At 56.4% G+C, this 23,432-nt stretch carries 21 protein-coding genes; 8 read left to right on the forward strand and 13 right to left on the reverse strand.

Going from position 1 to position 23,432, the window contains the following annotated elements; genetic code table 11:
- The first annotated feature begins 37 nt into the window (after positions 1–37).
- A complete protein-coding gene (locus tag AC2Q8J_RS06870) occupies positions 38–331 on the forward strand; it encodes a Dabb family protein (RefSeq protein ID WP_486452484.1) in 294 nt (97 codons plus the stop codon).
- Positions 332–404: 73 nt separating this feature from the next.
- On the opposite strand, the gene AC2Q8J_RS06875 is transcribed toward AC2Q8J_RS06870, so the two are convergent.
- Entirely contained in the window at positions 405–1,868 is a 1,464-nt protein-coding gene (locus AC2Q8J_RS06875) for an alkaline phosphatase PhoX (protein ID WP_424145744.1), read from the reverse strand.
- Positions 1,869–2,020: 152 nt separating this feature from the next.
- Entirely contained in the window at positions 2,021–2,923 is a 903-nt protein-coding gene (locus AC2Q8J_RS06880) for a LysR family transcriptional regulator (RefSeq protein ID WP_486452485.1), read from the reverse strand.
- A 98-nt stretch (positions 2,924–3,021) separates the two neighbouring features.
- Here AC2Q8J_RS06880 and AC2Q8J_RS06885 point away from each other — a divergent pair, with 98 nt between their 5' ends.
- Positions 3,022–5,262, forward strand: a complete 2,241-nt coding sequence (locus AC2Q8J_RS06885) for a molybdopterin-containing oxidoreductase family protein (protein WP_486452486.1) — start codon at positions 3,022–3,024, stop codon at positions 5,260–5,262.
- Between the two features lie 16 nt (positions 5,263–5,278).
- Here AC2Q8J_RS06885 and AC2Q8J_RS06890 read toward each other — a convergent pair whose 3' ends face one another.
- Positions 5,279–5,836: a lipocalin family protein gene (locus AC2Q8J_RS06890; protein WP_486452487.1), complete on the reverse strand. Its 558-nt coding sequence runs from the start codon at positions 5,834–5,836 to the stop codon at positions 5,279–5,281.
- A 98-nt stretch (positions 5,837–5,934) separates the two neighbouring features.
- Entirely contained in the window at positions 5,935–6,981 is a 1,047-nt protein-coding gene (locus AC2Q8J_RS06895; RefSeq protein ID WP_486452488.1) for an MDR family NADP-dependent oxidoreductase, read from the reverse strand.
- Positions 6,982–7,169: 188 nt separating this feature from the next.
- On the opposite strand from AC2Q8J_RS06895, the gene AC2Q8J_RS06900 reads away from it, so the two are divergent.
- Complete coding sequence (locus AC2Q8J_RS06900) at positions 7,170–7,358, forward strand: hypothetical protein (protein WP_348655325.1); 189 nt, start codon at positions 7,170–7,172, stop codon at positions 7,356–7,358.
- Between the two features lie 122 nt (positions 7,359–7,480).
- Positions 7,481–8,260, forward strand: a complete 780-nt coding sequence (locus tag AC2Q8J_RS06905; RefSeq protein ID WP_486452489.1) for an outer membrane protein — start codon at positions 7,481–7,483, stop codon at positions 8,258–8,260.
- 343 nt (positions 8,261–8,603) lie between these two features.
- On the opposite strand, the gene AC2Q8J_RS06910 is transcribed toward AC2Q8J_RS06905, so the two are convergent.
- Together AC2Q8J_RS06910 and AC2Q8J_RS06915 are read right to left on the reverse strand one after the other, a co-directional pair.
- Positions 8,604–9,185: an ISL3 family transposase gene (locus AC2Q8J_RS06910; protein ID WP_486451405.1), complete on the reverse strand. Its 582-nt coding sequence runs from the start codon at positions 9,183–9,185 to the stop codon at positions 8,604–8,606.
- A complete protein-coding gene (locus AC2Q8J_RS06915) occupies positions 9,176–9,808 on the reverse strand; it encodes a transposase family protein (protein ID WP_486452490.1) in 633 nt (210 codons plus the stop codon). Before AC2Q8J_RS06915 ends, AC2Q8J_RS06910 begins: the two co-directional genes overlap by 10 nt.
- 319 nt (positions 9,809–10,127) lie before the next feature.
- Between AC2Q8J_RS06915 and AC2Q8J_RS06920 the strand changes: the two genes are divergently transcribed.
- On the forward strand, positions 10,128–11,204 hold the full coding sequence (locus tag AC2Q8J_RS06920) for an acyltransferase family protein (RefSeq protein ID WP_486452491.1): 1,077 nt from the start codon (positions 10,128–10,130) through the stop codon (positions 11,202–11,204).
- Positions 11,205–11,234: 30 nt separating this feature from the next.
- On the forward strand, positions 11,235–12,113 hold the full coding sequence (locus AC2Q8J_RS06925) for an alpha/beta hydrolase (RefSeq protein ID WP_486452492.1): 879 nt from the start codon (positions 11,235–11,237) through the stop codon (positions 12,111–12,113).
- Here the strand turns inward: AC2Q8J_RS06925 and yghU are convergent.
- Entirely contained in the window at positions 12,110–12,952 is an 843-nt protein-coding gene (yghU, locus tag AC2Q8J_RS06930; protein ID WP_288362843.1) for a glutathione-dependent disulfide-bond oxidoreductase, read from the reverse strand. The two genes, AC2Q8J_RS06925 and yghU, sit on opposite strands and share 4 nt — an antisense overlap.
- Positions 12,953–13,072: 120 nt before the next feature.
- Positions 13,073–13,978, reverse strand: coding sequence for a DMT family transporter (locus AC2Q8J_RS06935; RefSeq protein ID WP_486452493.1), 906 nt, complete (start codon positions 13,976–13,978; stop codon positions 13,073–13,075).
- Positions 13,979–14,327: 349 nt separating this feature from the next.
- On the opposite strand from AC2Q8J_RS06935, the gene AC2Q8J_RS06940 reads away from it, so the two are divergent.
- A complete protein-coding gene (locus AC2Q8J_RS06940) occupies positions 14,328–15,473 on the forward strand; it encodes an iron-containing alcohol dehydrogenase (RefSeq protein ID WP_486452494.1) in 1,146 nt (381 codons plus the stop codon).
- 7 nt (positions 15,474–15,480) lie between these two features.
- Here AC2Q8J_RS06940 and AC2Q8J_RS06945 read toward each other — a convergent pair whose 3' ends face one another.
- A complete protein-coding gene (locus AC2Q8J_RS06945; RefSeq protein ID WP_424144907.1) occupies positions 15,481–16,251 on the reverse strand; it encodes a glutathione S-transferase N-terminal domain-containing protein in 771 nt (256 codons plus the stop codon).
- A 218-nt stretch (positions 16,252–16,469) separates the two neighbouring features.
- On the opposite strand from AC2Q8J_RS06945, the gene AC2Q8J_RS06950 reads away from it, so the two are divergent.
- The gene (locus AC2Q8J_RS06950) at positions 16,470–18,701 is read left to right on the forward strand and encodes a prolyl oligopeptidase family serine peptidase (RefSeq protein WP_486452495.1); all 2,232 of its coding nucleotides are present in this window, start codon (positions 16,470–16,472) and stop codon (positions 18,699–18,701) included.
- A 277-nt stretch (positions 18,702–18,978) separates the two neighbouring features.
- On the opposite strand, the gene AC2Q8J_RS06955 is transcribed toward AC2Q8J_RS06950, so the two are convergent.
- From AC2Q8J_RS06955 to AC2Q8J_RS06970, 4 genes are read right to left on the reverse strand one after another with little or no spacing between them, the layout of a single operon-like run.
- Positions 18,979–19,707: a DUF2894 domain-containing protein gene (locus AC2Q8J_RS06955; RefSeq protein ID WP_486452496.1), complete on the reverse strand. Its 729-nt coding sequence runs from the start codon at positions 19,705–19,707 to the stop codon at positions 18,979–18,981.
- Positions 19,704–20,339: an OmpA family protein gene (locus AC2Q8J_RS06960; protein ID WP_204995153.1), complete on the reverse strand. Its 636-nt coding sequence runs from the start codon at positions 20,337–20,339 to the stop codon at positions 19,704–19,706. Before AC2Q8J_RS06960 ends, AC2Q8J_RS06955 begins: the two co-directional genes overlap by 4 nt.
- Complete coding sequence (locus AC2Q8J_RS06965; RefSeq protein WP_486452497.1) at positions 20,336–22,624, reverse strand: DUF802 domain-containing protein; 2,289 nt, start codon at positions 22,622–22,624, stop codon at positions 20,336–20,338. The genes AC2Q8J_RS06960 and AC2Q8J_RS06965 overlap by 4 nt, the downstream gene beginning before the upstream one ends.
- Positions 22,621–23,394 (reverse strand): DUF3348 family protein, encoded by a 774-nt coding sequence (locus tag AC2Q8J_RS06970; protein ID WP_288363525.1) that lies wholly within the window; start codon positions 23,392–23,394, stop codon positions 22,621–22,623. The genes AC2Q8J_RS06965 and AC2Q8J_RS06970 overlap by 4 nt, the downstream gene beginning before the upstream one ends.
- Positions 23,395–23,432: the final 38 nt, after the last annotated feature.

Below are 23,432 nucleotides of genomic sequence, written 5' to 3' on the forward strand. Positions count from 1 at the left end.
CCCAGGCACGCACATCCACTATGTTTACGGGATTAAAATGATTAAACACATCGTACTACTCACGTGGAAGCCCGAAACCACGCAAACTGAAATAGACGCTGTTAGCCAGGGGCTAGCCCGCCTTCCAGAAGATATTCCAGAGATGGTCTCCTACCACTTTGGCCCCGATGCAAAACTGTATCGCGGCAATGCCGACAACGCGTTAGTGGCCGAGTTTCTCTGCGAGGCTGACTTAAAAACCTATGTTAATCACCCCAGCCACCAGCGCTTTATGAAAGAGGTGGCAAGCCCCGTTCTCGACACCTTCCAATCGGTACAAATTGAGCTCTAAATAGGCCGATATAAACCAGTTTTAATCATAAAAAAGGCCGCGTATGCGGCCTATCGAATATGAGCAGTTGTCGTTAGCTCAATGCCTTCGCCAGCGGACGATCCACTCTCACTTTAAACGGCATTTGAATTTCATAGGTGACGCCTGCCACGCGGGTTGGAATAGGCGAGCCGGGTTCCAATTCCGGCGGCAACAAGCCTAAAGGACGGCTGCGCTGCCCGGATACGTATAAGCGGTCCCCAGTGGGGGCAATGGCAATGCCAGTCACCTCAGTGAGGCTAGGGTTGCCGGGAAGCTGTAACAGCGGAATGGTGGTTCGGTCCGGCAACAGCACCATGCAGCGCATAAAACCGCCGTCTTCCACCACCAGCATTTCACCGTCCAGGGTCATGGCAATATTGTCCACCCCTGTCATCGGCTCTTCGGCATTGTCGAAGGGGGAGCCTGCCACGTCATCCCGAGGGGCGTAGATGCTCTCGATGGTTTCGCCGTCAATATCAATGGCCCAGATATTGTCGTCACTCTTCGTGGAGAAGAAGATAAAGCCATTGAGGTACCAAACGCCTTCATTGCCACCAAAGATCGTGGCGTCGACCTCACCCACCGTTGCAGGCTGAGCGCGGCCGTCGTCAATGGCATCGTTCCATACAATCGGCGTGGGGCCGGCACGCGCGGCATCAATGCCCGCAGGCACATACAGCACCTGCAGTTTCCCGGCAGCCATGTCGGGGCGCTCATTGGCTACCGGCCAGCTGCTGCTCGTCCAGGCGGTGCGATAGAAGCGGTCGGTCTCGCTGTCGATATCTTCGGTGTGGTAAATCGCTCGGCGCTCGGCATCAACCGCCACCATTTCGTGGGCTTTGCGGCCGAAGCACGGCAGCTCAACAGCCTCGCCGCCGTCGCGAAGCGGGCTGCATTCAAACATCTTGCCGTCCCAGATCTCCTCGCCGTTAATCCAGGTTCCCCAGGGGGTGGCGCCGCCAGAGCAATTCGTGGTGGTACCGCGCTGGCAGGGGTAGGCATCGACAAGATTACCCGCCGCATCAAAGCGCAAGGCACTGACCCCGCCGCCGAAAAATGGCGGCAAGAACGCGGCGGTATCGCGGTCTAGATTGCGTCGGAATTCCCCAGTCGGGTCCTGGTCGCGAATCGTTGTCAGGTCGCGCGCTTCGGAGTTACTAACGTAGATCCAGCCACCGTCGTCGGTTCTGAATGTGCCGCCGCCATCGGGGTCTGAATGCCAGAAGAACAGCGGGTCAACACTGGGTACTGGCGGCTCGCCAAATACCGCCAACTGACGGGAGGTGAACCCCAGGGGCAGGCGAATGCCGTCGTCATTGGGCTCTTGCAGAGGGCCTATGTTGCGAAATTTACTGGAGAACGTCGCACTACCATTGCTGCTGGAACTGGACGAACTGCCACCACAGGCGGTCAACCAGCTTGCCGTGGCAACACTGCCTGCCGAGAACAACAGGTTGCGCAGAAATAGTCGCCGCGACCAGCCCTTGCGCTCCGCTTCTTTAAGTAATGGATTCATCCAACCTTCCCCTCTAGTTTTCTAACTAATATTTTCTATTACTTGACCGCAGCGCCCAGCGCTAAAAAATGGCAGCCGTGTGACACCGAGATGACAGCCCTATAGGTTTTAGCATAGTTATATGACAGCGAGATAACATTCCGGGCTGACCCTCAGGCCAGCAGCGCCTCTGCACGCAACAGCTTGCGCACCCAGCGGTGGGCGAGATCATGGTCCAGGCGCGGATGCCACGCTGCGGCGACGGTGATCGACGGCATCGTCGCCGCAATCTTTACCTCACTCAGCGGGCCAGACATTACCGATAACAGCCGGCGCGGGATCATCGCGATGAGATCGCTGCCCGCCAGCAAACTCGGCAACACCGCAAAATTGGGCAGCGTAACCGCCACTTTGTCGAGTAACGGCGAGTGATGCAGGTCGCGGAACAGGCCTCCCTCAAAAGCAAACCCCGTGGGCGAAACAATGACATGGTCGTAGCGTAAAAACGACTCTGCGGAGGCTTGCTGGTCTGCCAGCGGGTGCCCCTGCCTTGCCGCCGCGATATAAGGGTCGGTAAAAAGCTCTTCGCTGGAAAAGTCGGCAGGCAGGGCCTGCGGAAAACTCAACATCAGATCCAGGTCGCCGCCACGAACGCGCTCGGCAGCCGCCTTGCTGTCCAGATCGAACAGGGCAACTTTCACCTTTGGCGCGAGGGCACGAATTCGCTGAACCAGCGGCACTAACAGGGCGATTTGCAGGTAGTCATTCGCGGAGACCGACAGTGTGAATTCAGCCTCCTCGGGGACAAATAGCGGCGGCGCGATCAACTGCTGAGCATCGCTGAGCAACTGTTTGATGGCAGGCCGCAGTGATTCAGCACGGGAGGTTGGCGTTAACCCCCGGGGGTTGCGCACAAACAAGGGGTCGTCGAACAAATCGCGCAGTTTTTGCAATGTGTAGCTGACACTCGGCTGGGTGACATGCAACCGCTTTGCCGCCTGAGAAACACTGCACTCATCCAGAAGCACATCCAGCACCTTCAGGGCATTCAAGTCGGCCTTCAAGATATCGTTCATTTTTATATCTTTTATAAAATTTAATAATTTGATTTATACCATGTGCATTTCTATAGTCCAGCCACGCTCCACACCTCTAGCCTTTTTGGGAGTCGACGATGTCCTCGCGCAGCCAACATGCCTCAATTTGCCGAATGTGCCACGCCGCCTGTCCGGTCATTGTGGAAATGGAAGATGGCCTCCCGGTTAAGGTGACTGGCAACAAGGCCAGCCCCACCTATCACGGATTTTGCTGCAGTCGCGGCCAGGCCTCGGTGGAGCATATTCGCCACCCCGACCGCTTGCTGCACTCGCTGAAACGCATGCCTGATGGCCGCTTTGAGCCCATCGCGATTGAGCAGGCGATGGACGAAATTGCCGAAAAATTGCGGGTCATCGTCGACCAACACGGGCCTCGCGCACTGGCCGCTTATTTCGGCACTTACTCCGGCCCCTACCCCGCCGCCGGTACGTTGCTTGGCTCACTGGTGGCCTCGCTGGGATCACCGATGATATTTGCCAGCGCCACCATCGACCAACCGGGCAAAGATATCGCCAACGCCATGCTCGGTCACTGGAAAGCCGGCCCCCAGGCCTTTGCCGACTCCGATGTTTGGCTGATGCTTGGCGGCAACCCCATGGTGACGATTGCCGGCGGCGTGCCCAGCCAAAACCCCGCGCGACGCCTCACCGACAAGATCAAAGATGGTATGAAACTCATCGTGATCGACCCGCGCAAAACCGAAACCGCCGCGCGCGCACAAATTCACCTGCGCCCAACGCCCGGCGAAGATGTCGCGGTGCTGGCGGCAATGCTGCATGTCATCATCAAAGAGCAGTTATACGACGACGCCTTTATTACCGAAAACGTAAAAGGTTTTACCGAGCTGAAAAATGCCGTTGCCCCCTACACCCCAGAGCATGCGGCTGCCCGCGCCGACGTTCCCGCTGAGCAAATTGTTGAGGCTGCGCGGGTATTTGCTATGGCTAAGCGCGGCGTCGCCACGGGCCTAACCGGCGCCAATATGTCCGGCCACAGCTCGCTGACCGAATATTTACTGCTGTGCCTGAACACCCTGTGCGGCCGCTTCGTGCGCGAGGGCGAGCCCGTCGCCAACCCCGGTGTACTGCTGCCGCGGGCAACGCCCATCGCCGAAGCGGCCGACCCCGCCCCCTATCACAATGTTGGCGAAGCATTGCGCGTGCGCGGCCTTTCGCAGAGCGCGGCAGGCATGCCCACCGCGGCATTAGCAGACGAGATTTTGCTGGAAGGCGAAGGCCAGGTGAAGGCGCTTATCGTCAACAGCGGCAACCCCGTGGCGGCCTGGCCCGACCAGCAGAAAACCGTGGCGGCGATGAAAAAGCTCGAGCTGCTGGTTCACGTGGATATCAAAATGTCGGCCACCGCCAAACTGGCCGACTACATTATTGCTCCGAAAGTCAGCTACGAAGTGCCAACCATTTCGCTCGCCGTCGAGCACCTGGAAAACTTCTCCTACCACTGGGGGCTGTGTGAGCCCTTCGGCATGTATGCCCCGGCGTTGATGGACACGCCCGAGGGCTCCGACTTAATCGAGGAGTGGGAGTTTTATTACGGCCTGGCCCAGCGTTTAGGCATTGGGCTATTCAGCTTCCCAATGCAATCGCGCACGGCGACGGTGCGTGAGGAGCGCGACTTTGTGATGCTGGATATGGACAACAAACCTACCAGCGACGACATGCTGGAGCTGTTGTGCAACCGCTCTCGCATTCCCTTGGATGAAGTGAAAAAGCACCCGAACGGCGCGCTGTTCCCCGAGAAGATTGTCGCCGCCGCCAAGCGCCCCGACTGCACAGCCCGGCTGGATATTGGTAACCCCGATATGATGGACGAACTTGACGCCGCAGTGGCGGCCAGGCCGCGCGATGACCGCTTTCCGTTTACATTGGTGTCGCGCCGAATGAAAAACGCCTACAACTCATCGCTGCGGGATCTGCCACGCTTGGTGAAAACCAAACGCCCGTACAATCCAGCCTACTTGCACCCGGATGATCTCGCAGCACTCGGCCTCAATGATGGCGATTACATTGAGATTCGCTCGGCGCATGGGGCGATTGTTGGCATTGCCAACGCCGATAAAACACTGAAACCCGGCGTACTATCGATGGCCCATGCCTACGGTGACGGGGCGTTTTCTGAAAACGCGACTGCCCCTGAACAGAAGGATATTTTGTTCCGTGAGGGCAGCAACACCTCGGCATTGATCAGCACGGATGATGACTACGACCGCTTCTCAGGCATTCCCCGTATGAGCGCCCTGCCGGTTGCCATTCAGCCCTACCACTGTCACCCCGTCCCCAGTCAGCCCTCTCCGCAATAGCGGGTGGAGTGCGGCACTATTTCGGAAAAGCAGACGGCCGCGGCTGCGCCTCTGGCCAGCGTTGCGGCTGACGCTTAAATTCGCTGAGGTCGTAGCCCATCTCGGCGATGCGCACCAGAAGCTCCTGATAACGTGTCTCCGACAACTGCGGTGAACGCGCCATCAGCCACACGTAGTCGCGCTTCTCTCGCCCGATAATGGTTTCTGAGTAATCCTCAGAGATATAGGCCACCCGATAGTCTGCCTTGAACGGCCAAAGGAACTGCATCTTCCACTGGGTGTTCGCTGTTCCCTCCACAACCGTTGCCGAGGGGCGATACGTTTTGAGCGGGGCATTGAAACTGCCATCGCGAAAATGGTAAGCCACGGCGATACCGCCGTCGTCCTTAAGCTGGTAGCTCTCTATCCCGTTGTGAGCATCGCGCTCGGGGAACAGCGGAATAAAACCGATCACATACCAGTCTCCCATAAAGCGCTGAAGATCGAGCGAAGACGGTGCCGGGAGCGCGTCACGCGCCGTGGTGCAAGCTGAAAGAATCGTCATTGAAAGTCCGAGGATGGCCATACGTAACATGTCACACTCCTTTGCCAGTGAATGCCTGCTGTACGTAATTTGACCAAACTCAGAGCATTGAGAAATACGCTCGTATTAATATCCCCATCTACCAATAATTAAGGGGTATGTGAATACTTACCTACATAGACTGCCAGCTTGCCGGTATTTCCGCCCTCTGCCAGCGTCGCTAGAGCTTTGGGCGCATTTTCCAAACCGTGGAAAAGCTGATTTTGGTTTACCAGTTTTCCAGCCAGAAACCACTGCTCAAGCTGCTGCAATATAGCAGGCACCTCAGCCATGTGATCCAGAATTAAAAAGCCTTCCATGCGCAAGCGGTGCAGCGTCACCAGCGGTAAATTCTTCACGCCGTAGCTGTCCTGCTTGCCGTATTGCGACACACTGCCCGAGGCAACAATACAGCCGCCGATAGTCATTGTGGGCAGCACGGCATCAAGGATTTCGCCACCGACATTGTCGAAAAACAGCTCCACGCCGTCGGGGATCATTTCGCGAATGTCGGCGGTCAAATCGCGACTTGCCCGATAATCAACGGCGCCGTCCAAGCCCAGCTGCTCGGTGAGGAATTCACATTTACGGCTGCCACCGGCGATACCAAACACCTGAGCTCCGGCAGCCTTGGCCAATTGCGCAGCCATTAACCCAGTAGCACCCGCCGCCCCGCTAATCAGCACCCGCTGCCCCGCTTGCAAACGGCCGACCGTCATCAAGCCAATATGCGCAGACCAGGCAGTGAGCCCCAGCGTTCCCATGTAGGCATCCAGTGGAATATCAGTGTGGGGAGAAAACCTCAGCGTAAAGCCGTCGTTAAGCAGCTCATCACCGCTTACCACCTTGTAATCGGCCCACGACTGCAGACTCATCACATAATCACCAAGCGCGAAGTCGGGGTGGCGCGACGCGACCACTTTTGCGATCACATTACCGCGCATCAATTCGCCCAGCTGCAACTGCGGCAGGTAGTCGCGCTTCTCGCTAAGCCACAGTAAATTGGATGCATCGAGCGACAATAGGCAGGTTTCCAGCAGAAGCTGCCCCTCCCCCAATTCGGGTAACGGCTCGCTCACCCAGCGCAGCTCGTCGCCAGCCAGGGTGTTGTCGAGATAGCGGGCAATACGCCAGCCGTTGCAGGATTCCGGTGACATGACTCATCCTTTTTTAGCTATTGTTAACGATGCCAGCGCACTATACGTGGCGCATAAAATTGCCCGCAATGTGTATCCACGACGAATCTACCCCGCAACGACGACAGCTTTGCCCCCATGCGCCTGGGCTGCACCGCCCTGTTTCAGACTGATAAACTGCATCTCACACCAACGGAGCGATAGCCGCGATGAAACCCCACACACCGGCCCCTACATGCAGCGAAGACACCGGGCAACGCCCCCGTGAGCGGCGTTTCCAATTTTCCAGTAACCGCGGCAACGCCACCCACCGCGTGCGCTATGTTGAATCCGGTGGCGGCAACGCGGACCAGGCATGCCGCCTTTGCCAGCCAACACTGCCTCCCAAGGCACGGTAAGCGGCGAAAATTACCCCCCGAGTACTTGCAGAAAAAACACGGAAAACAGCCCCAAATCCGCCCCACTACGACATACGTAACAGTATTTTGTGCTGTAAATAACAAGATAGTTTGGGGGATTTATGAAAAGAACCACGTTTGCGCTGCTATCGATGATGGCGGCGAGCGGATCTGTACTTGCCGTTGAAAACTGGCAGGGACTCTACACCGACCTACGCGCAGGCGCGGGTTTTAATCCAGGTGACAATGGTGAGTTGGAATTTCGCCGAGCAGATGGCAGCGACAACCGCGCCGCAATAGACAGCGCCTTTGGCGAGAACTTCAACGGAGAATTTAACGCGGGCAGCTTACTGGGCGCCGCGATCGGCTATAAATTCCAGCAAGATCGCTGGGTCTATGGCGCCGAATTCAGCCTTTCCTCAGCTGATTTATCGCAGGATCAAAGCGCCTTCTCGGCCACGCCCGCCACGTATGTCGAGCGCCGGGAAATCGACCTACTCACCCATGCCTCGTTCAACATCGGCTATGCGAGCGAGCTGCCTATTCTGCCCTTCTTCAGCTTCGGCGCGTCCTATGGCGACGTCGATTACAGCTGGCAGGGTAACTCCGGCGCTTTTCGTGGTGACAACGGCAAGGATGACCGCAACATTGGTTACCACGTTGGTATTGGCGTTGAAGTGAAGCTTAACGGGCCGCTGTCGCTCACCTTCGAATATCAATATGTCGACCTCGGCGATGCTGACTTCTCCACCAACTTCAGTGGCGAGCAGGACTTGCTGGGGCAGAATAACGGCGCCTTCAACGCCTTTGGCAATGCCGCCTCCGGGGGCACCAACGCACAGGGCAGCGACGACGACTTCGATTTTCAAACGGTCGGAGCGGCACTGCGCTACCGCTTCTAAGGCGTTTCTTCTAGCAGCGTGTCACGAACCGACACGCTGCTTGGCCACCCACCTCACATGCCTTGCTATCGCTTCATCGTCGCGTAAGGCCTCTAAGCTCGAAAACTGCTGCCCGAGAGTCAGCTCATCATAAAGCTGGTGGATACCGCTGTGGCATGGGCGACACAGCCATACCCCTGCGTTTAATTCATTGCGGTTAAAGCGCTTGTAAAAGCGTGGCCGACGATGGAGTTTTCGAGGGATCAAATGATGAAAGGTCAGCGCTACCTGCCTTTCGCAAAGCTGACACGGTTGTTGGGCGGGGCGGCGGCGAGGCATTGATATTTAACCCAAAAAAAAAGGTTCATCGTAAATCAGGGTGGAACGCCGCCCTGATCTTCATGAAGAAATAGTCGTTATCCCGATACCCGTATGCCATTCGCTTGATCACCTTTATCTTGTTGTTCATTCCCTCCAGCTTGCTGGTACTGAGTGGGTGGATGGCTGAGGCAAGAATACCGGGAAGGTAAGGCTTTAGCTTTCTCGCAAAGTCTTGCAAGGGCTTGATAGCGCTATCTTGTACCTGCTTCCACCAGAGCTTCCATTGCCGCAGAGCCACTAATTGAGACCGGCAGTACCAGACCTCTTTGAGCTGCTCCTTGAGGAGGTATACGGTCATGAGGGATTGGTTGGCGGCCAATAGCTCCTCGAGATAACTCTGCTGGTCACCCGTCATGTTCTCTCGATTTTTCAGTAATACCCAGCGGCTGCGCTTGATCCATTTTCGGGCTGTCATGTTCCCCTTGAGTTGATTGGCCTGATCTACCCTGACTCGATCAATCACCTCTCGGCCATATTTGGCGATGACATGAAACAGGTCATAAACAACCCTGGCTTGGGGGCAATGCTGCTGAACCTCGAGGTCGAAGGCGGTATTCATATCCATGGCGACTGCCTGGATATGCTGGGCAGACGGCCCATTTGTTTAAAGAATGGGCGAATGGACTCTCGGCTACGGCCTTCACCGACCCAGAGTACTTCCTGTGTATCCGCATCTGCGACCACAGTGGCGTAGCGGTGCCCCTTAAAGAGGGCAAACTCATCCATCATCAAGCGCGTTACAGATGACCAGTCGGGATCACCGAGCTCTCGCTCTAATCGCTGCTTGTCGATGGCTTTAACAGTGTGCCAATTCAGCGCCAGCAACGAGGCAACATGCTTGATAGGCAAAAGACGGCACAGCCCCTCTACATGGCTCTGTAGTCGGCGTGTCAGACGCTTACAAGGAGAAAGCCAGGCAATCCGCTGAACACGAACACCGCAGGTATCACAGCGAACGCGCCCGATCTCAATGTGCAGCATGACTTGATAACCAAAGAAGTCCCGGTCGCGAACACGCCGGTGGCGGTGGTCATGAACCTGTCGGCAGGCTCTGCCACAGTTTGAGCAACGAGGATGAACCCCGCGATCGCGGGACAGGTGAAGGTGTAGCCAGCCCCCCTCTATCTTGTGTGTGTCGGCTTGAAAACCTTCAAATAAATGCTGAGATAGCGCAGAATCAGTAAACACAGGCGGGAAGTCGGTTGCTGGTGGTTTTGGTCGATTACTATCAACCGATAACCCGCCTGTTTTTGCAACCTACCCACCTGAATTTACGAAGAACCAAAAAAAAGCCCCTGGGGGAGGGGCAAGAAGCAGGATCATGAAAAGCAACTACTCTTATGCGAAATCCGCCCCTTTGGATCACCATTGACAACGTGTGCTAACGCACAACTTGCCCAGCGCGACGACAAGCGCCCACCACTACTGCACTAAATTGTCTACTCGGTCACTTACACAGCGCGAGGCAACTCTTAGTATTGCCGCCTCTATTTTCCAGGCTGGCCCGGTGACTTCTCAAACAACATCTCAGCACCATATCGCTCATCTGCACGCTTTTCGCGGTTTCGCCATTTTGAATGTGATCGGCGCCCACGCCTGGACATCGCTAATGTTCCGGGTTGGGGGCTACGAAATGGCCGACAGCATGCGGCCACTGTATTCATTGATCCAGACCGTTTTCCACGATGCCACGCTGTATTTTGCGGTGATATCGGGCCTGCTGTTCACCAAAGTGTTGCGCGGCCGGCCCTGGGCAAGTTTTTACCGCGCCAAGCTTAAGAACGTCATCCTGCCGTATGCCGTTTTGAGCGTGTTTTTTTTAACGGCGCTGTGGGATTGGTATGTTGGCTACGCTGCCGACAACGGCTTGCCCACCGACTACGCCACCGCCCTGCTACGCGGCTTGCTACTCGGACAAACACTGCCCCAGTTTTGGTATATCCCGGTGCTTGCCGTGCTGTTTGTGATCACGCCGGTATTGGACGCACTTATCCAACACCCACAACGTCGCTGGCTGGCCGTAGCGTTGGTTATTCTGCCTTTGTTTATCTCGCGCACGGGCATGGCGAATTCAGTCAGTGTGCAGACGATTGTCTATTTTAGCGGTGCCTACCTCTGCGGTATGTTGATGGGCCAACACTATGAGGCCGTTCAGGCTGCTATCACCCGCAACACTCTCAATCTATTCTTACTGGTATTGGCAAGCTCGGCGGCACTATTCGTTCTTTATGCCAACGGCTATAAAAGCAGTGGCTGGCTGTCGTACACCGAAAGCCTGTTCTATATACAAAAGCTGGCGATCACCGCGCTGATTCTGCATACCTTCCTTTGCCTGGAGGGTGGACTACCAAAGCTGTTGCACACGCTGGGCGACTACGCGTTCGCGATTTACTTTTTGCACTTAGTGTTTATCTTTTTACTGGCACAACTGCTCGTCGAGCCACTGCGAGCGCATCTGCACAGCGGCTGGATGTTCGCCGGGGGGCTCTTGGTCATGGTGGGCAGTGCGGCATTGACCCTGGGCGCCAGCGCAATGTTAAAACGCTTGCTCGGCAGGTATTCAAGGATGATCATAGGAAGCTAACGCAGCCAAAACGTAAGCAAGGGAGTTGCTATGCGCTATGTATCGCGCGGCCTTGCCGCTTTCATGATCGCCCTGATGGCCGCACTCAGCGCGCTTGCTGAACCGCCAACACCAAGCCCGCATGCCTACCGCGATGGTTTGTATTGGCTGCCAGACCTACCCTACGGCGACCACTCTCGTCAGCGCATGGATATCTATTTGCCCAGTGTGACTCAGGGCGCACCAGTGATCGCAATGGTGCACGGCGGCGCGTGGCGTTTCGGCGACAAACGTCACCGCGCCGTGGTTAAGCACAAGCTGGCTCACTGGTCATCAAAGGGCTTTATTTTTGCGTCGATCAATTACCGGCTTTTGCCGGATGCCGACCCAAGCGTTCAGCGCGACGATATCGCCCGCGCCCTCGCTCACTTGCAAACCACCGTTGGTCAATTGGGCGGCGACGCCGAACGCCTGATATTGATGGGGCATTCTGCCGGCGGTCATCTTGCCGCTTTACTCGCCGCGCGCCCCGATATTGCCTATGCCGCTGGCGCCACGCCGTGGCGAGCGACCATCGTCCTCGACAGTGCCGCCGTCGACCTGGAAACGCTAATGGGCGCACCGCATGCCAAACTCTACGACGCCGCTTTTGGCGATGGGCCCAAGCATTGGCAGCGCCTGTCACCGCTTCGCCAATTACAGCCTAACGCCAGCGACTTTTTGCTGATCTGCTCCCAGCGTCGCGACAATGCCTGCCCCGCCGCACAGCGCTTCGCTACCGCAGCAGAGGCGGCCGGCAGCCACGCCGAGGTCAGCCCTCAGCCATATACGCACACGGGAATCAATGCGCGCCTGGGCCAGGCAAACGCCTACACAAGCGCGGTAGATGCCTTCATTCAAAGGCAGTTGTCGGGGAGCGATAAGCGCTAGTCAAAATCCACGGCGCTGTGACGTTCTGCCATTTGCTCCTCCTCCGGCCCCCACACGCGGTTTACGCGGCGACCGCGCTGCACCGCCGGGCGCTCAGAAATCTGTTCTGCCCAACGTACAACATGGGTATATGAGGTGACATCGAGAAATTCTGCCGCATCGTAAAGATGGCCCAGCACCAAAGCGCCGTACCACGGGAAGGTGGCAATATCAGCAATCGTGTACTCATCGCCGCACAGGTAGGTATTCTCAGCCAGACGCTTATCCAGCACATCCAACTGGCGCTTCACCTCCATGGTGTAGCGTTCAATGGGGTATTCCAGTTTCTCTGGGGCATAGGCGTAGAAGTGACCAAAGCCACCACCCAGGAAAGGCGCACTGCCCATTTGCCACATCAACCAGGACTGACACTCGGCGCGCGTCGCCACATCTTTCGGGTAAAAAGCGTCAAACTTTTCAGCGAGGTAAAGCAGGATCGCGCCGGATTCAAACACCCGCGTTGGCGGCGTTGTGCCGCGGTCCAATAAGGCCGGTATTTTTGAGTTGGGGTTGATGTCGACAAAGCCACTGGAGAACTGGTCGCCCTCCATAATATTCACCAGATAGGCGTTGTATTCAGCCTTACTGATACCCAGCTCAAGTAGCTCTTCGAGCATCACCGTCACTTTCACGCCATTGGGGGTTGCCAGCGAGTAAAGCTGCAAATCGTGGTCGCCGCTGGGCAGGGCTTTTTCGTGCGTCGCACCGGAGATCGGCCGGTTAATATTGGCAAACTTACCGCCACTTTCACTGTTCCATGTCCAGACTTTGGGGGGGACATAGGGCTTGGATTCCGACATACACACATTCTCCACGTTGTTGTAGTAATGGCTCACCGCAGCACCTCGCGGTGAGCCTACCTTGCCACAATAGATGCAAGAGTACATAGCTTGTTACATCTCTCGTACTCCGGCTTTCTGCTATGACCGCGTGTCCATGACCGTGTTCATCGGCGAGCGCTCACGCCACAAACCCTGGTGAACGGCCAAGGCGGTAATAATCATGCCCGCGCCCAGTAGCATCGCTGGCGTGATCGGCTCGTCGACAACCACACTGCCAATGGCCAGCGCCAGCACCGGCGACACCAGCGGGATCAACGACACGGTTTCCACTGGCATGACTTTCAGAATGTAGTAATAGGCAACAAAGCCGACCAGCGACGCAAACAGAGCAAGGTACAGCAGGGATGCCAGCGATACAGCACTGAACACCAGTGGCTCAAAGCCAACCCACAGCCACCAGCTCAACAACATACCCGGCAACGCGAAGGCCATTGCACCCAGCGCCTGCTCCACCGGCGACACAACGATGGTAGCGTTGAGTTTTTTCACCCACACCGCGCTGCCCGAGAACAGTAAATTAGACAGCAGCATTAGCGCGATACCGGTGTAGCTGTCGCCGGTGATTACCACATCGTCGGCCAGAATACACAGCAAGCCCAGCGCTGCCAGTGCAATGGCAAACAGCTTGCGCGGCACCAGCATGCGCTCCCCCAACATCGGCCACGCCAGCGCCGCTGTAAAAAACGGCGACAAGCCAAACATCAGTGCGATCAGTCCCGAGGGAATATATTGCGCAGCCAAGTACACCAACGCCATATTGGGAAACAAGCTGATGGATGCGGCGAAGTAAAGCTTCCAGTGGCGGCGAATATTTAAACCCGCCACACCAAACAGTGTGCACAGCGCACTGCCGACAAAAAACGCAATAAGAATACGCAGGCTCAACGCCGCGATGGGGGCCAACGAATCGCCACCGAGTTTTATCGACAGTGGCGTCGTCGCCCAGATAAGAATAACCAGTAGATAGACAAACCGTACAAGCATGGCGCTTTACTCACGTATTTGCCGAGACATGTCCCCGAGGCCCCCAACGAAAAAGGCCGCAGATGAAATGTCTGCGGCCTTTTGGAATTGGGTATTTTCTAACCTTGTATCAATTCTCCGCCGCACACCATCGCGCCACACGCACAATACGGCGCATGGCAGCGAGAAATTTGGCGAAACACCACTGATACATAATTTACATACTACATTCGTTAGCAACGCCAACACTATATGCCAGCGGCTTCCGTCAGCGCAAGACCTCTACAAAAAATCCATGACGACAATGCTATATTGGGTAGTCGAGCAACCCAATAGTGCCTCGCTTTGATTTAACAAATAGGACAGCCCCATGCCCGTCGCCAAATTTCGATCCGCGCAACAGCTACTCACCGGCTCTGGCGCGATAGATCAGCTCAGGGACTACTTACAATCGCAAAATATCCAGCATCCGCTGCTTGTAACTGATAAGGGTGTTCGCCGCTCAGGGAGTCTTGCATACATCACCGAAGCCGTGGGCACTAGCGACATGGGCATCTTCGACGAGGTACCCGCAGAGCCAGAAGTCGATGTTGTAAAAGCCTGCGCAAACTATTTTGGTAATCACAACTTTGACGGCATTATCGCGGTCGGCGGCGGTAGCGCAATCGATATCGCAAAATGCACTGCGGTGATGGCTAGCCATGAGGGGCCGCTGGAATCTCTCTTTGGCGAAGGAATGGTAAAGCAGCGCAATGTGCCACTTATCGCGATCCCCACGACAGCAGGGACTGGATCAGAGGTCACGAATATTGCGATATTGTCAGACCCTAAAGCACAACTTAAAAAAGGCATTGTTAGCGATTATTTACTGCCAGACCTCGCTATTGTCAGTCCCGAAATGACCCTCACTTGCCCGCCTTCCGTTACAGCCGCTAGCGGCGTAGACGCTTTAGTTCACGCTATTGAGGCCTACCTCTCTAACTTTGCCAGCCCGATTACTGACGCTCTGGCCACTAAGGCGATGACGCTAATCATCAATGCACTGCCAAAGGCGTATGCCAAGCCCGATAAATTGTCAGCGCGAGAAGACATGGCCACTGGCAGCTTACTGGCTGGATTGGCTTTTGGTAACGCTGGTGTGGGGGCGGTGCATGCCTTGGCGTACCCACTCGGTGGCCGCTACCACATCTCTCATGGTGTGAGTAACGCCCTCTTGCTCCCCCATGTCATGCAGGTAAACAAAATGGCGTGCATAGAACGCTTTAGTGACATTGCCATCGCGTTTGGAGAAAGCCCAGAGCTAGATCACCACAGCGCAGCAAACCGAGTCATCGAGCGTTTGCACGCCCTGTGCAGGGATGTAAACATTCCCGCCAATTTGCGAGCACTCAATATTCCGGAACAAGACCTGCCCAGCCTCGCAGAGGAGGCGCTCGGCGTTGAGCGCTTACTGCGAAATAACCCCAGAACACTGTCACTACAAGATATTCTGGGTATATACCAGGCGGCCTTCTAACCAGCCGTTATTCGGCGTAGGTTTCATTCAGATAGTCGATAATGTCTGCCGACTCAAACATGGCTACCCCCGTGTTGGGGTCGACCAAGTACGGCACCTGACTGCGGCCGGTTAGCTCCCGCAAACGCAGCCGGTTATCGCTGGTTATTGGCGCATCAGGGAAGAATTTTTCACGCACAATTGGCGGCCCCATTTCCTGCCAACGAGACTTGGCGAAATTACGCAGGCGGTAAGGAATCTCCAACTCGCTTAAACGCTCTCTAACCAAACGCGCGTAGGGGCTGGACTCAAAGCTATACAACTCCAGCGGCTCAGCGGGCGCTGTGGACTCCGCCGCATACATACCGCGTGGTTTTGGCGACGATCGCAATGCCGTTGCCGCCAGCGACGACAACATATCCACCTGACGCAATACTCCCCGCGAGGCGCGACGGCGACCACCACCATACTGGTGATAGAGGTAGTCGATGATCTCTGCAGACTCCAGTAGCACCACATCATTGTTAGGGTCGACCAGCAGCGGGAACTGGCTGGCACCGCTCAAATCGATTGCCGTGCCACGAAAACGCATGCCGCCTTTCGGACAGGGGTAGATCATCGCATCCAGGTCCAGCTCACACAGTACTTCTCGAACGAGCCGACAGAACGGACAACCCTCATACTCGTAGAGCTCAAGTAATTTTTCCGGCTTGCTCGGGGTCGATGCAAAGGCGGCGGTGCCGCGCCAGGCACGACTGGAACTGGCAAAAACAGATGTCGCGATATCGAGCGCTTTCATGATGGCTTCCTCATAAAATTTGCCCGCTACCCTAACATATGGAACACCCCGAAAGCCTGTGCCGTTTAGCACTACTCAAGCGTTACGCACAATGGGTCTATAGTACGACTAGGTCTCGCGACTCAATATGTGCGCATTTTTGAACTTTTGTGCCATAGAACAATAAAGCTCAATGCTTAGGATCTGAGCACAAACAATAAAAACTGTAAGAGTAAAAGATGAAAACATACGCCGCTGTTTTGCTTACCTTGAGCTTGCTGACCTCCGCCTGTGGTGGTGGCTCATCAGGTTCAACGAACCCCACGCCGACGGAACCCAACGATGACGTTTTTACCGTTGAACGTCTATGGCGCGACGCCGGTTTTGGCCTCGCCGCCGCAGACGAAGTTGTCGATAATGTCTATATCGCGATGGACTATGTCTACGACGACAAAGGTGCAAATACCAATGGCCTGCCAGGCGGTGATAGCAGCTATCCACCTGGGGAGCCCTACTTCGGTAATGCCGCCGACATTGTGGAAATACGTCTGGGTCACCAGCCCGACAGCGACAGTTTATGGTTTGGCAGTAGATTAAATACCGTTCAAAACCCCACCGTAGCAGTAGTGGCAATTGGTATTGATGATGGCAGTAGCCCCGAGATATACAACGACTGGCCGTTCGCTGCCGGTGTTAAAGCGAAAGGGGTTCGTTATGTCCTTACCCTTCGCGGCACGACCGCGACACTCACAGATTTAACGACTAACCAAAGTCAGGATTTTTACGCAGAAAATTATAATGACACAGGCGAAACGGCACGCAACCTAGAAAATACCTTGTCGGTCGAAATTCCCATGGCGGCTTTAGGCCTCAAGCGTGAGCAAATGCCTTTGGAGTGGAGAGTCTATGCGGTTTCTGGTCTATGGAATGGCAGCCAATGGAGCGCCCCGCCTTTCGACGTGGCTTTCTACGAGGACGATTTCACCAACTGGCAACAAAACAAACAGGCCGACTTGCTAGCAAGCGGCGACATCAGCGAGGCGAATGCACATGTTCATTTCTCAGAATTCCCCAATCGCCGCTCACCAGTTAGAACCGGACAGCAAGCACGCATTTACCCTTCGCCAATAAGTAAAATTATCGGCGAGGGCATTACGGAATGGAAGCAGGGCATACAGGGCTTAGAAATTCCAACGCTCAATCACTACCGCGGGCTCTACTTACCATATAGCGTTTGGATACCGGAAAGCCTGGGCGAAGCGTCAACGCCACAGGCATTGTTCCTGTTCTTGCACGGTGCCAGTCAAAACCATTTAGATATGCTCAATGCCTTTGAAAGCGGCACTGTAAATGTGCCCGCCTATACCATCGCCCCCCTCGGCGCTGGCGAACTCAGTTTCTACAAAGAAGAGGGTGAAATCGACGTATTATCTGCCATGCAAGACTTTATGACCCATTACCCCATTGATGCAGACCGCGTATTTCTTTCTGGCTTGTCGATGGGCGGCCAAGGCACATTTAGTATTGCCACCCATTGGCCCGAGCTCTTTGCTGGCGCCATTCCTTTTATAGGTACCGGTCAGTCGACCTTCAATGAAGACATCCCTATTGATGAAATCGGAAATGAAAAGATCCCTGAACAGCGCTGGATGAACTCAACGGGGCGAGAGTTATTAGAGAATGCGCATAACCTACCCTGGCGCATGCAAAACGGTATGCTTGACCCCATTGTCAATCCAACTTGGCCCGCCCAGGACGTCATGCGTATGCAGGAGCTAGGCAACGATTACCAGTGGGCGCTATTTCACACCGAGACCCACAACGTTAATGCGAGTTATCAAAACGCGCTTTACCACCAGGTGCTAAACGGCTGTCAAAGTGCCGAAATACCGGGCTGTGTGCTAAGCCGAGATCCAAATGGGTTGCGTCGCGACACCAACCCCGCGCGAGTCATATATAAAATTATCCCCTTTCACTTCACCGAGCGATTGGGGCTACGCTATGAAGGGGCATACTGGGTGTCGGGAATGGAAGTTAAGGAAACGCCTTCAGACGGATCTTTCGGCTTGGTAGACGCGACCAGCTTTGCACTGGCGCACAAACTCAAAACCGGTCGCGAGACGCTAGGGCCAGACCCCCTAGTGATATTTGAACCAACGTTAGGTAGCTACCAATTCCAAGGGGTTCGTCACTTAAATAACGAAGAACAGACGAGTCCAAGACTAGAAGCCAGACTCGAAAACCTTTCCGCCATCACCTTCGACATGGCACGTGCTGGGCTTGCGCAAAATGAAAGTAGAGAGGTCATCATTAACACGGATACTGAAACGCAGGTTACTTTCAAAAACCTAAAAGCGGGCACAGCGGTTTATTACCCTGACAAAGATCCAATGCTGGTCAACGACAGCGGTTTCATATCATTTACTGTACCCGCCTCTCAGGGCGAAATGTATCGCGTTGAGCTAGAGTGATACCTGTTTAACCCCACTTTCCTGACCAAGGCGCGCGCTGGGTATCTTTCGAGCACGCCCTTGAGTTCAAACACGGCTATCGTTTTGCTGCGTTAAATAGAAACCTTTGGAGAAGAATTACTTTATCCAGTCGGCATAAAAGGGAAACACATTGCGATAATTTCATATCATTGACGCAGGGCGCAGTTTCGTTTGTTTGGAAAACATAAAACTGTCGACTCACGCTTCACTTCAGGAATAAATCTATCGGTGGGCGTCAAAACACGTAGTAACGCCACTATCGCGCTTTGCGACGCTTGCCCTTACCGGCTTTACCGCTTTCTTCACCCGGCAGCTGCGCCTCTAACCACAATAAGGTATCGAGGTAGCCAACAAACTGTTTCAGGTAGGCCGGCGAGCGTTCGCGCATATTGGTCAACGAGCGAATAGCCAGCATTTGCGGGTTGAGAGGGCCGGGATCTTGAGGCGCGTTTTGAATGGCCTGATCGATGCGCTGCTCGATATCCTGATGGCGCTGGCGGCTGCGCAATTGGCGCAATGCGCGCAGCTCTTTTGGCGGCTCGCTGGTCGCCTTATCGGGTGCATGGCTCTGGGAAGCGCCCAACAGCGAAAATTCCTGCTGGCGGAGCAAGGCACTGATCGGCGAACTTGCTTCGTCGCTGGCGGCGTCATCCGGGGTGTCTCGGTTTAGCTGTGCTTGCAGAGCTCGCAGGGCTGAAGCCGCCCCACCGCGACGAGTCGCCAATTGCTGGCGGTGAGTCGCCAGCACACCAGCCAGTCGGCTCGGCTGCTCGCTGAATTGCTCACAGTCGCGCCGGTAATCAGCAAGCATTGATGCCGCGCGGCGCAATAGTGGCGCCTGCACTGACGGTCGCTGCTGCTGCGCCTTCTCCAACAGACTTTCCACGCCGCGCAGGCGCGGTGGGTCGAACTGAGGGCACTGCCCTTGCAGCGCCGCCAGCGTTGCCTGCAATTCAGCCAGCGGCATACCGGGAGCGGGAGTCACTTCGCCTCCTGCTTCACGCGGGGGACGGGCGCCATTTCCACGCGGCGGTTTTGGGCGCGACCATCTTCGCTATTATTGGCAGCCACCGGTTGCTGGTCGCCAAAGGCGGCGGCAAACACGCTGTCGGCGGGCATGCCTTCGTCGATCAACGCGCGGGTAACCGTTAGCGCTCGCTGCGCAGACAGCTCCCAGTTGTCAGAGAACTGCAAGTTGCCCTGCTGAATGGGCAGGTCGTCGGTGAAGCCGCTCACCATCAGCAGTTGATCATTTTCCTGCACAAACAATTTGAGCGGCGGGATCAGGCTGCGCAGCAGTTCTCGGCCTTCTTGCTGGAGTTCCGCCGAGTTCAGCGAAAACAACACACTGCCGCTTATGCCAATACGGCCATCGCGCAGGGTCACTCGGCCACTGGCCAAGGGCGCAGCAAGCGCTTCTTCCAACACGGCGCGGCGCTGTTGCTCCACCTCCCGCTGGGCGACTTCTTTTTCCAGGCTTTTCGCCAGTTCCAGCTGAAAGCCCAGCGCCCAAATGAGCAGCAGCACGAACACGCCCACCATGCCGGTCATCAGGTCGCCAAAGATCGCCCAGATTGGCGGTTCTTGGCTCAAGCCGTCGTCAAGTTCGCGACTCACGCCTCGGCCCCTTCGGCATTCATATTCAGCTCAAGTTGCTCGGCACTGTCGGTAAGGGCTTGCAGGCGCGCCAAAATATCCTGATGGGTGAGCAGGTTGTGGTCGATAATTTCCCGCGCTTGGGCAACGTAGTAGCTCATTTGCTCATCGCTGCGCTCGCCGCTTTCCTTGAGGGTTTGTTCGACACTAGCCAGCGCCGCCAGCAGTTCGCCGTTACTGTCACCAAACTGCTGCACCGCGGCGGCAAAGGTGTCGCCCACGCCAGACAACTCCAGCGCGCTACCCGCCAGTTGGTCGCCAAGCTCGGCCAGCTGACCGGCGCGCTGCTCAATGCTGTCACCCAAACGCTCACCCAGCTGCTTGAGAGTATCGCCGCTGTTAGCGAGCAACTGCTCAACCGCTTCGCGCTGCGCCTGACTGTTGTCGCGCAGGCCATCGGTCAAATTGGCCAGCTCCGACATTAGCTCTCGGCGCTCATCGAGCAGGCTGTTATCGCGTTCAATGTTCTTGGTAATTTCGCCGCGCAATTGCTCCATCAGCTCAGCCGCAACGCGCGGCGCCTCCGACGCGGATTCGATCAGATTGGCCAGCGGCGCCTCTAATGAATTGCCCAGTTCGGCCAATTGCGTCGCCACCGCGGCTTGCAAGGTTTCCAGTCGGCTCACGGCGGCATCGCCGCGCTGCGCTTCCTCGTCGCGTAGCTGTTGCAATTGACCTTGCAGGGCATCGATCAGTGCACTGCTGCGCTCTGCGACATTTGCTTGCCAGCGCTGCTCCGCGGCCTGTTGCTGGCTCAGTTGCTCGGCAATGGCTGCCTGCAGCGTTTCCAAACGGCTCACCGCAGCGTCGCCGCGCTGCCCTTCTTCATCACGCAGCTGTTGCAACTGGCCCTGCAGGGCATCGATCAGCTGCGTGCTTCGCGCCGCCACACTTTCCTGCCAGCGCTGCTCAGCCGCTTGCTGTTCTTCAAGTTGCTGGCGCTGCTGCTCCAGTAACTGTTGGTTGACGCTGTTCAACGCCGCATTGCGGGTTTCGGCATCCTCGCCTAGGGAGCGGGCCACTGCCGACAACATGGTTTCGGCATTGGCAAAGGCCGCCTGCCACTGCTGTAAGCGCTCGGCTTCGGCATCGCGCTGGGCCTGCAGCGCCTCGGCACTGCGCTGGGCCGCATCGTCCAGCAACTGGCGGCTGTCGCGGGCCATCTGTTCGGCGCTACTACTGAGGCTTTGACCCACCGCATCGGCCAATTCACGATTGGCGCGCTGCTGATTTTCCAGGCCTTTTTGCCAGGTGCTATCAATGGTGGCCGCGCTTTGTTCAAGCTGGCTAGACATCGCTTCAAGGCGCGCATTGGCCGCCTCGTCAAACTGTTGGTGGCGCTGCTGTAGGTCGCGCTCCAACCCTGCCAGCAGCCCCTCTACAACCGGCTTGATAGTTTCGCCAGCCTGACGACCGCTGTCCGCCAAACTGCGATTGAGTGACTCGGCCACCGCATTGGCCAGTGATTGAAAATCCTGTTGCACGCTCTGCTGAAACTGCTGCTGGTTGTCGAGCAATTGCTGGCTGAGCTGCTCGCCCATCGCACCGAGGCGCTCACTCAGTGCCGTGAGCTGGCTGGCAACGGTGGGCAGCGCATCGGCTTGTTGTTGCAGGGCGGAATAGGTTTGTTGGCGCTGATGACTGAGAGAGTAATTACGGAAGCGGCTGTCGCGCTGTTGATCCAACTCGCGGGATACGTCAATACGCTCGCGCCGGCTGAGCGTAGCGATAAAACCCAGCATCGCCGATGCCGCCACACCGGCCACAGAGGTACCAAAGGCCATGCCCAGACCCTTGATCGGTGTGGTCAAGCCGTCGCGAATAGCGCTTAGCTCGGTGCTACCCTCCAGCGCCTGTACGGCGCCGCCCAGGGTTTCGACCATACCGACGAAGGTGCCCATCAAACCCAGCATGACCAGCAGGCCAACCAGATAGGGCGTGAGCACGGGCACCGGCAGCCCTACGTATTCCCCTTCGATACGCTGACGCACCGGGTTGCGCAGCGACGCGGGCAAGGCATCCAGCCAGCGATTCAGCTCCACATCGCCGCCCTGCGCCAGGGCCGCGTGCAGCGCGCCAGTGGCCTGCTGATAGCGCAGCAATTCTGCCCCGCCGGTAAAGTAGGCCAGCGCGATGAGTAACATCACTACCGATGCCAGCAAGTGGCCGGCGGCAACAGCCACCCCCATCCACAGAATAACCAGCGCGCCAAGAATAAAGGCAGCCAGGGAAAGCAATCGTGTCATGGAGTGTCCTCGTGTTCGGAGTTCAGGGCTTCCAATAGGCCCTGTAGCGGCTGCAGGCGCAGCGCGAGTTCAGCAAGTAGCAAACTCTGCATGTCGGTATGAAATTGCCAGAGCCAGCCCCCGTCCGCGAGCCACTGCTCACTGGTAGTTGGTTGCTCGGTATCGGCATCGATGTTTTGTTGCTCACTGCGCAGCGCGAAAAAATGCTGCGCCAGTAATTTAGGTAAGGCAGAAAGTGCACGACGGCTGTATACCGCCAGCGTGCCCTCCATCATGGTATCCAGCGCGGCCAGCTGAGCCAGCGCCTCGGAGCGACCCGCCAACAGCTTGCGTAACTCGCCGCGCAAGCTGATGACCCGATGGTCAATTTCACTTTGATGCAGGGCATAAAAGCGTTGATAAGGCGCGTACCCAGCGGCATCGCTGCCAAAAGTGTCGGCGTTTGGCGAGGGTAGAATAAATCCCGCCGGACTGCTCGCCATCGCCTCCGGGTCGAGGGTGAAACTCGCGGAGATCGCCTCAATCATGTCGGCGCGACGCGCCATAAAAAGGGCTTGGGCATCATCGCCAGCGGCTTCGCCGGTCGCCTTCACGCGTCGCAAGCCGCGCAGTGACTCCGACAGGGCAATCGCTCCGGAGAGGTCAATCAATTCGGCCAGTTTGTCGGCAAAACCCGCGCGCGGCGCAGCACTCGCCGCCACACCCAAGGCATTGAGGGTATGGGCCAGTCGCGAAGGTGTCGGCGGGGCGTGCGCGGCGGCCTTGGGCATAGAATCCTAGTGCGAGTTCTCATCGAACACGATGAGCG

Source organism: Spongiibacter sp. C9W, assembly GCF_057370015.1.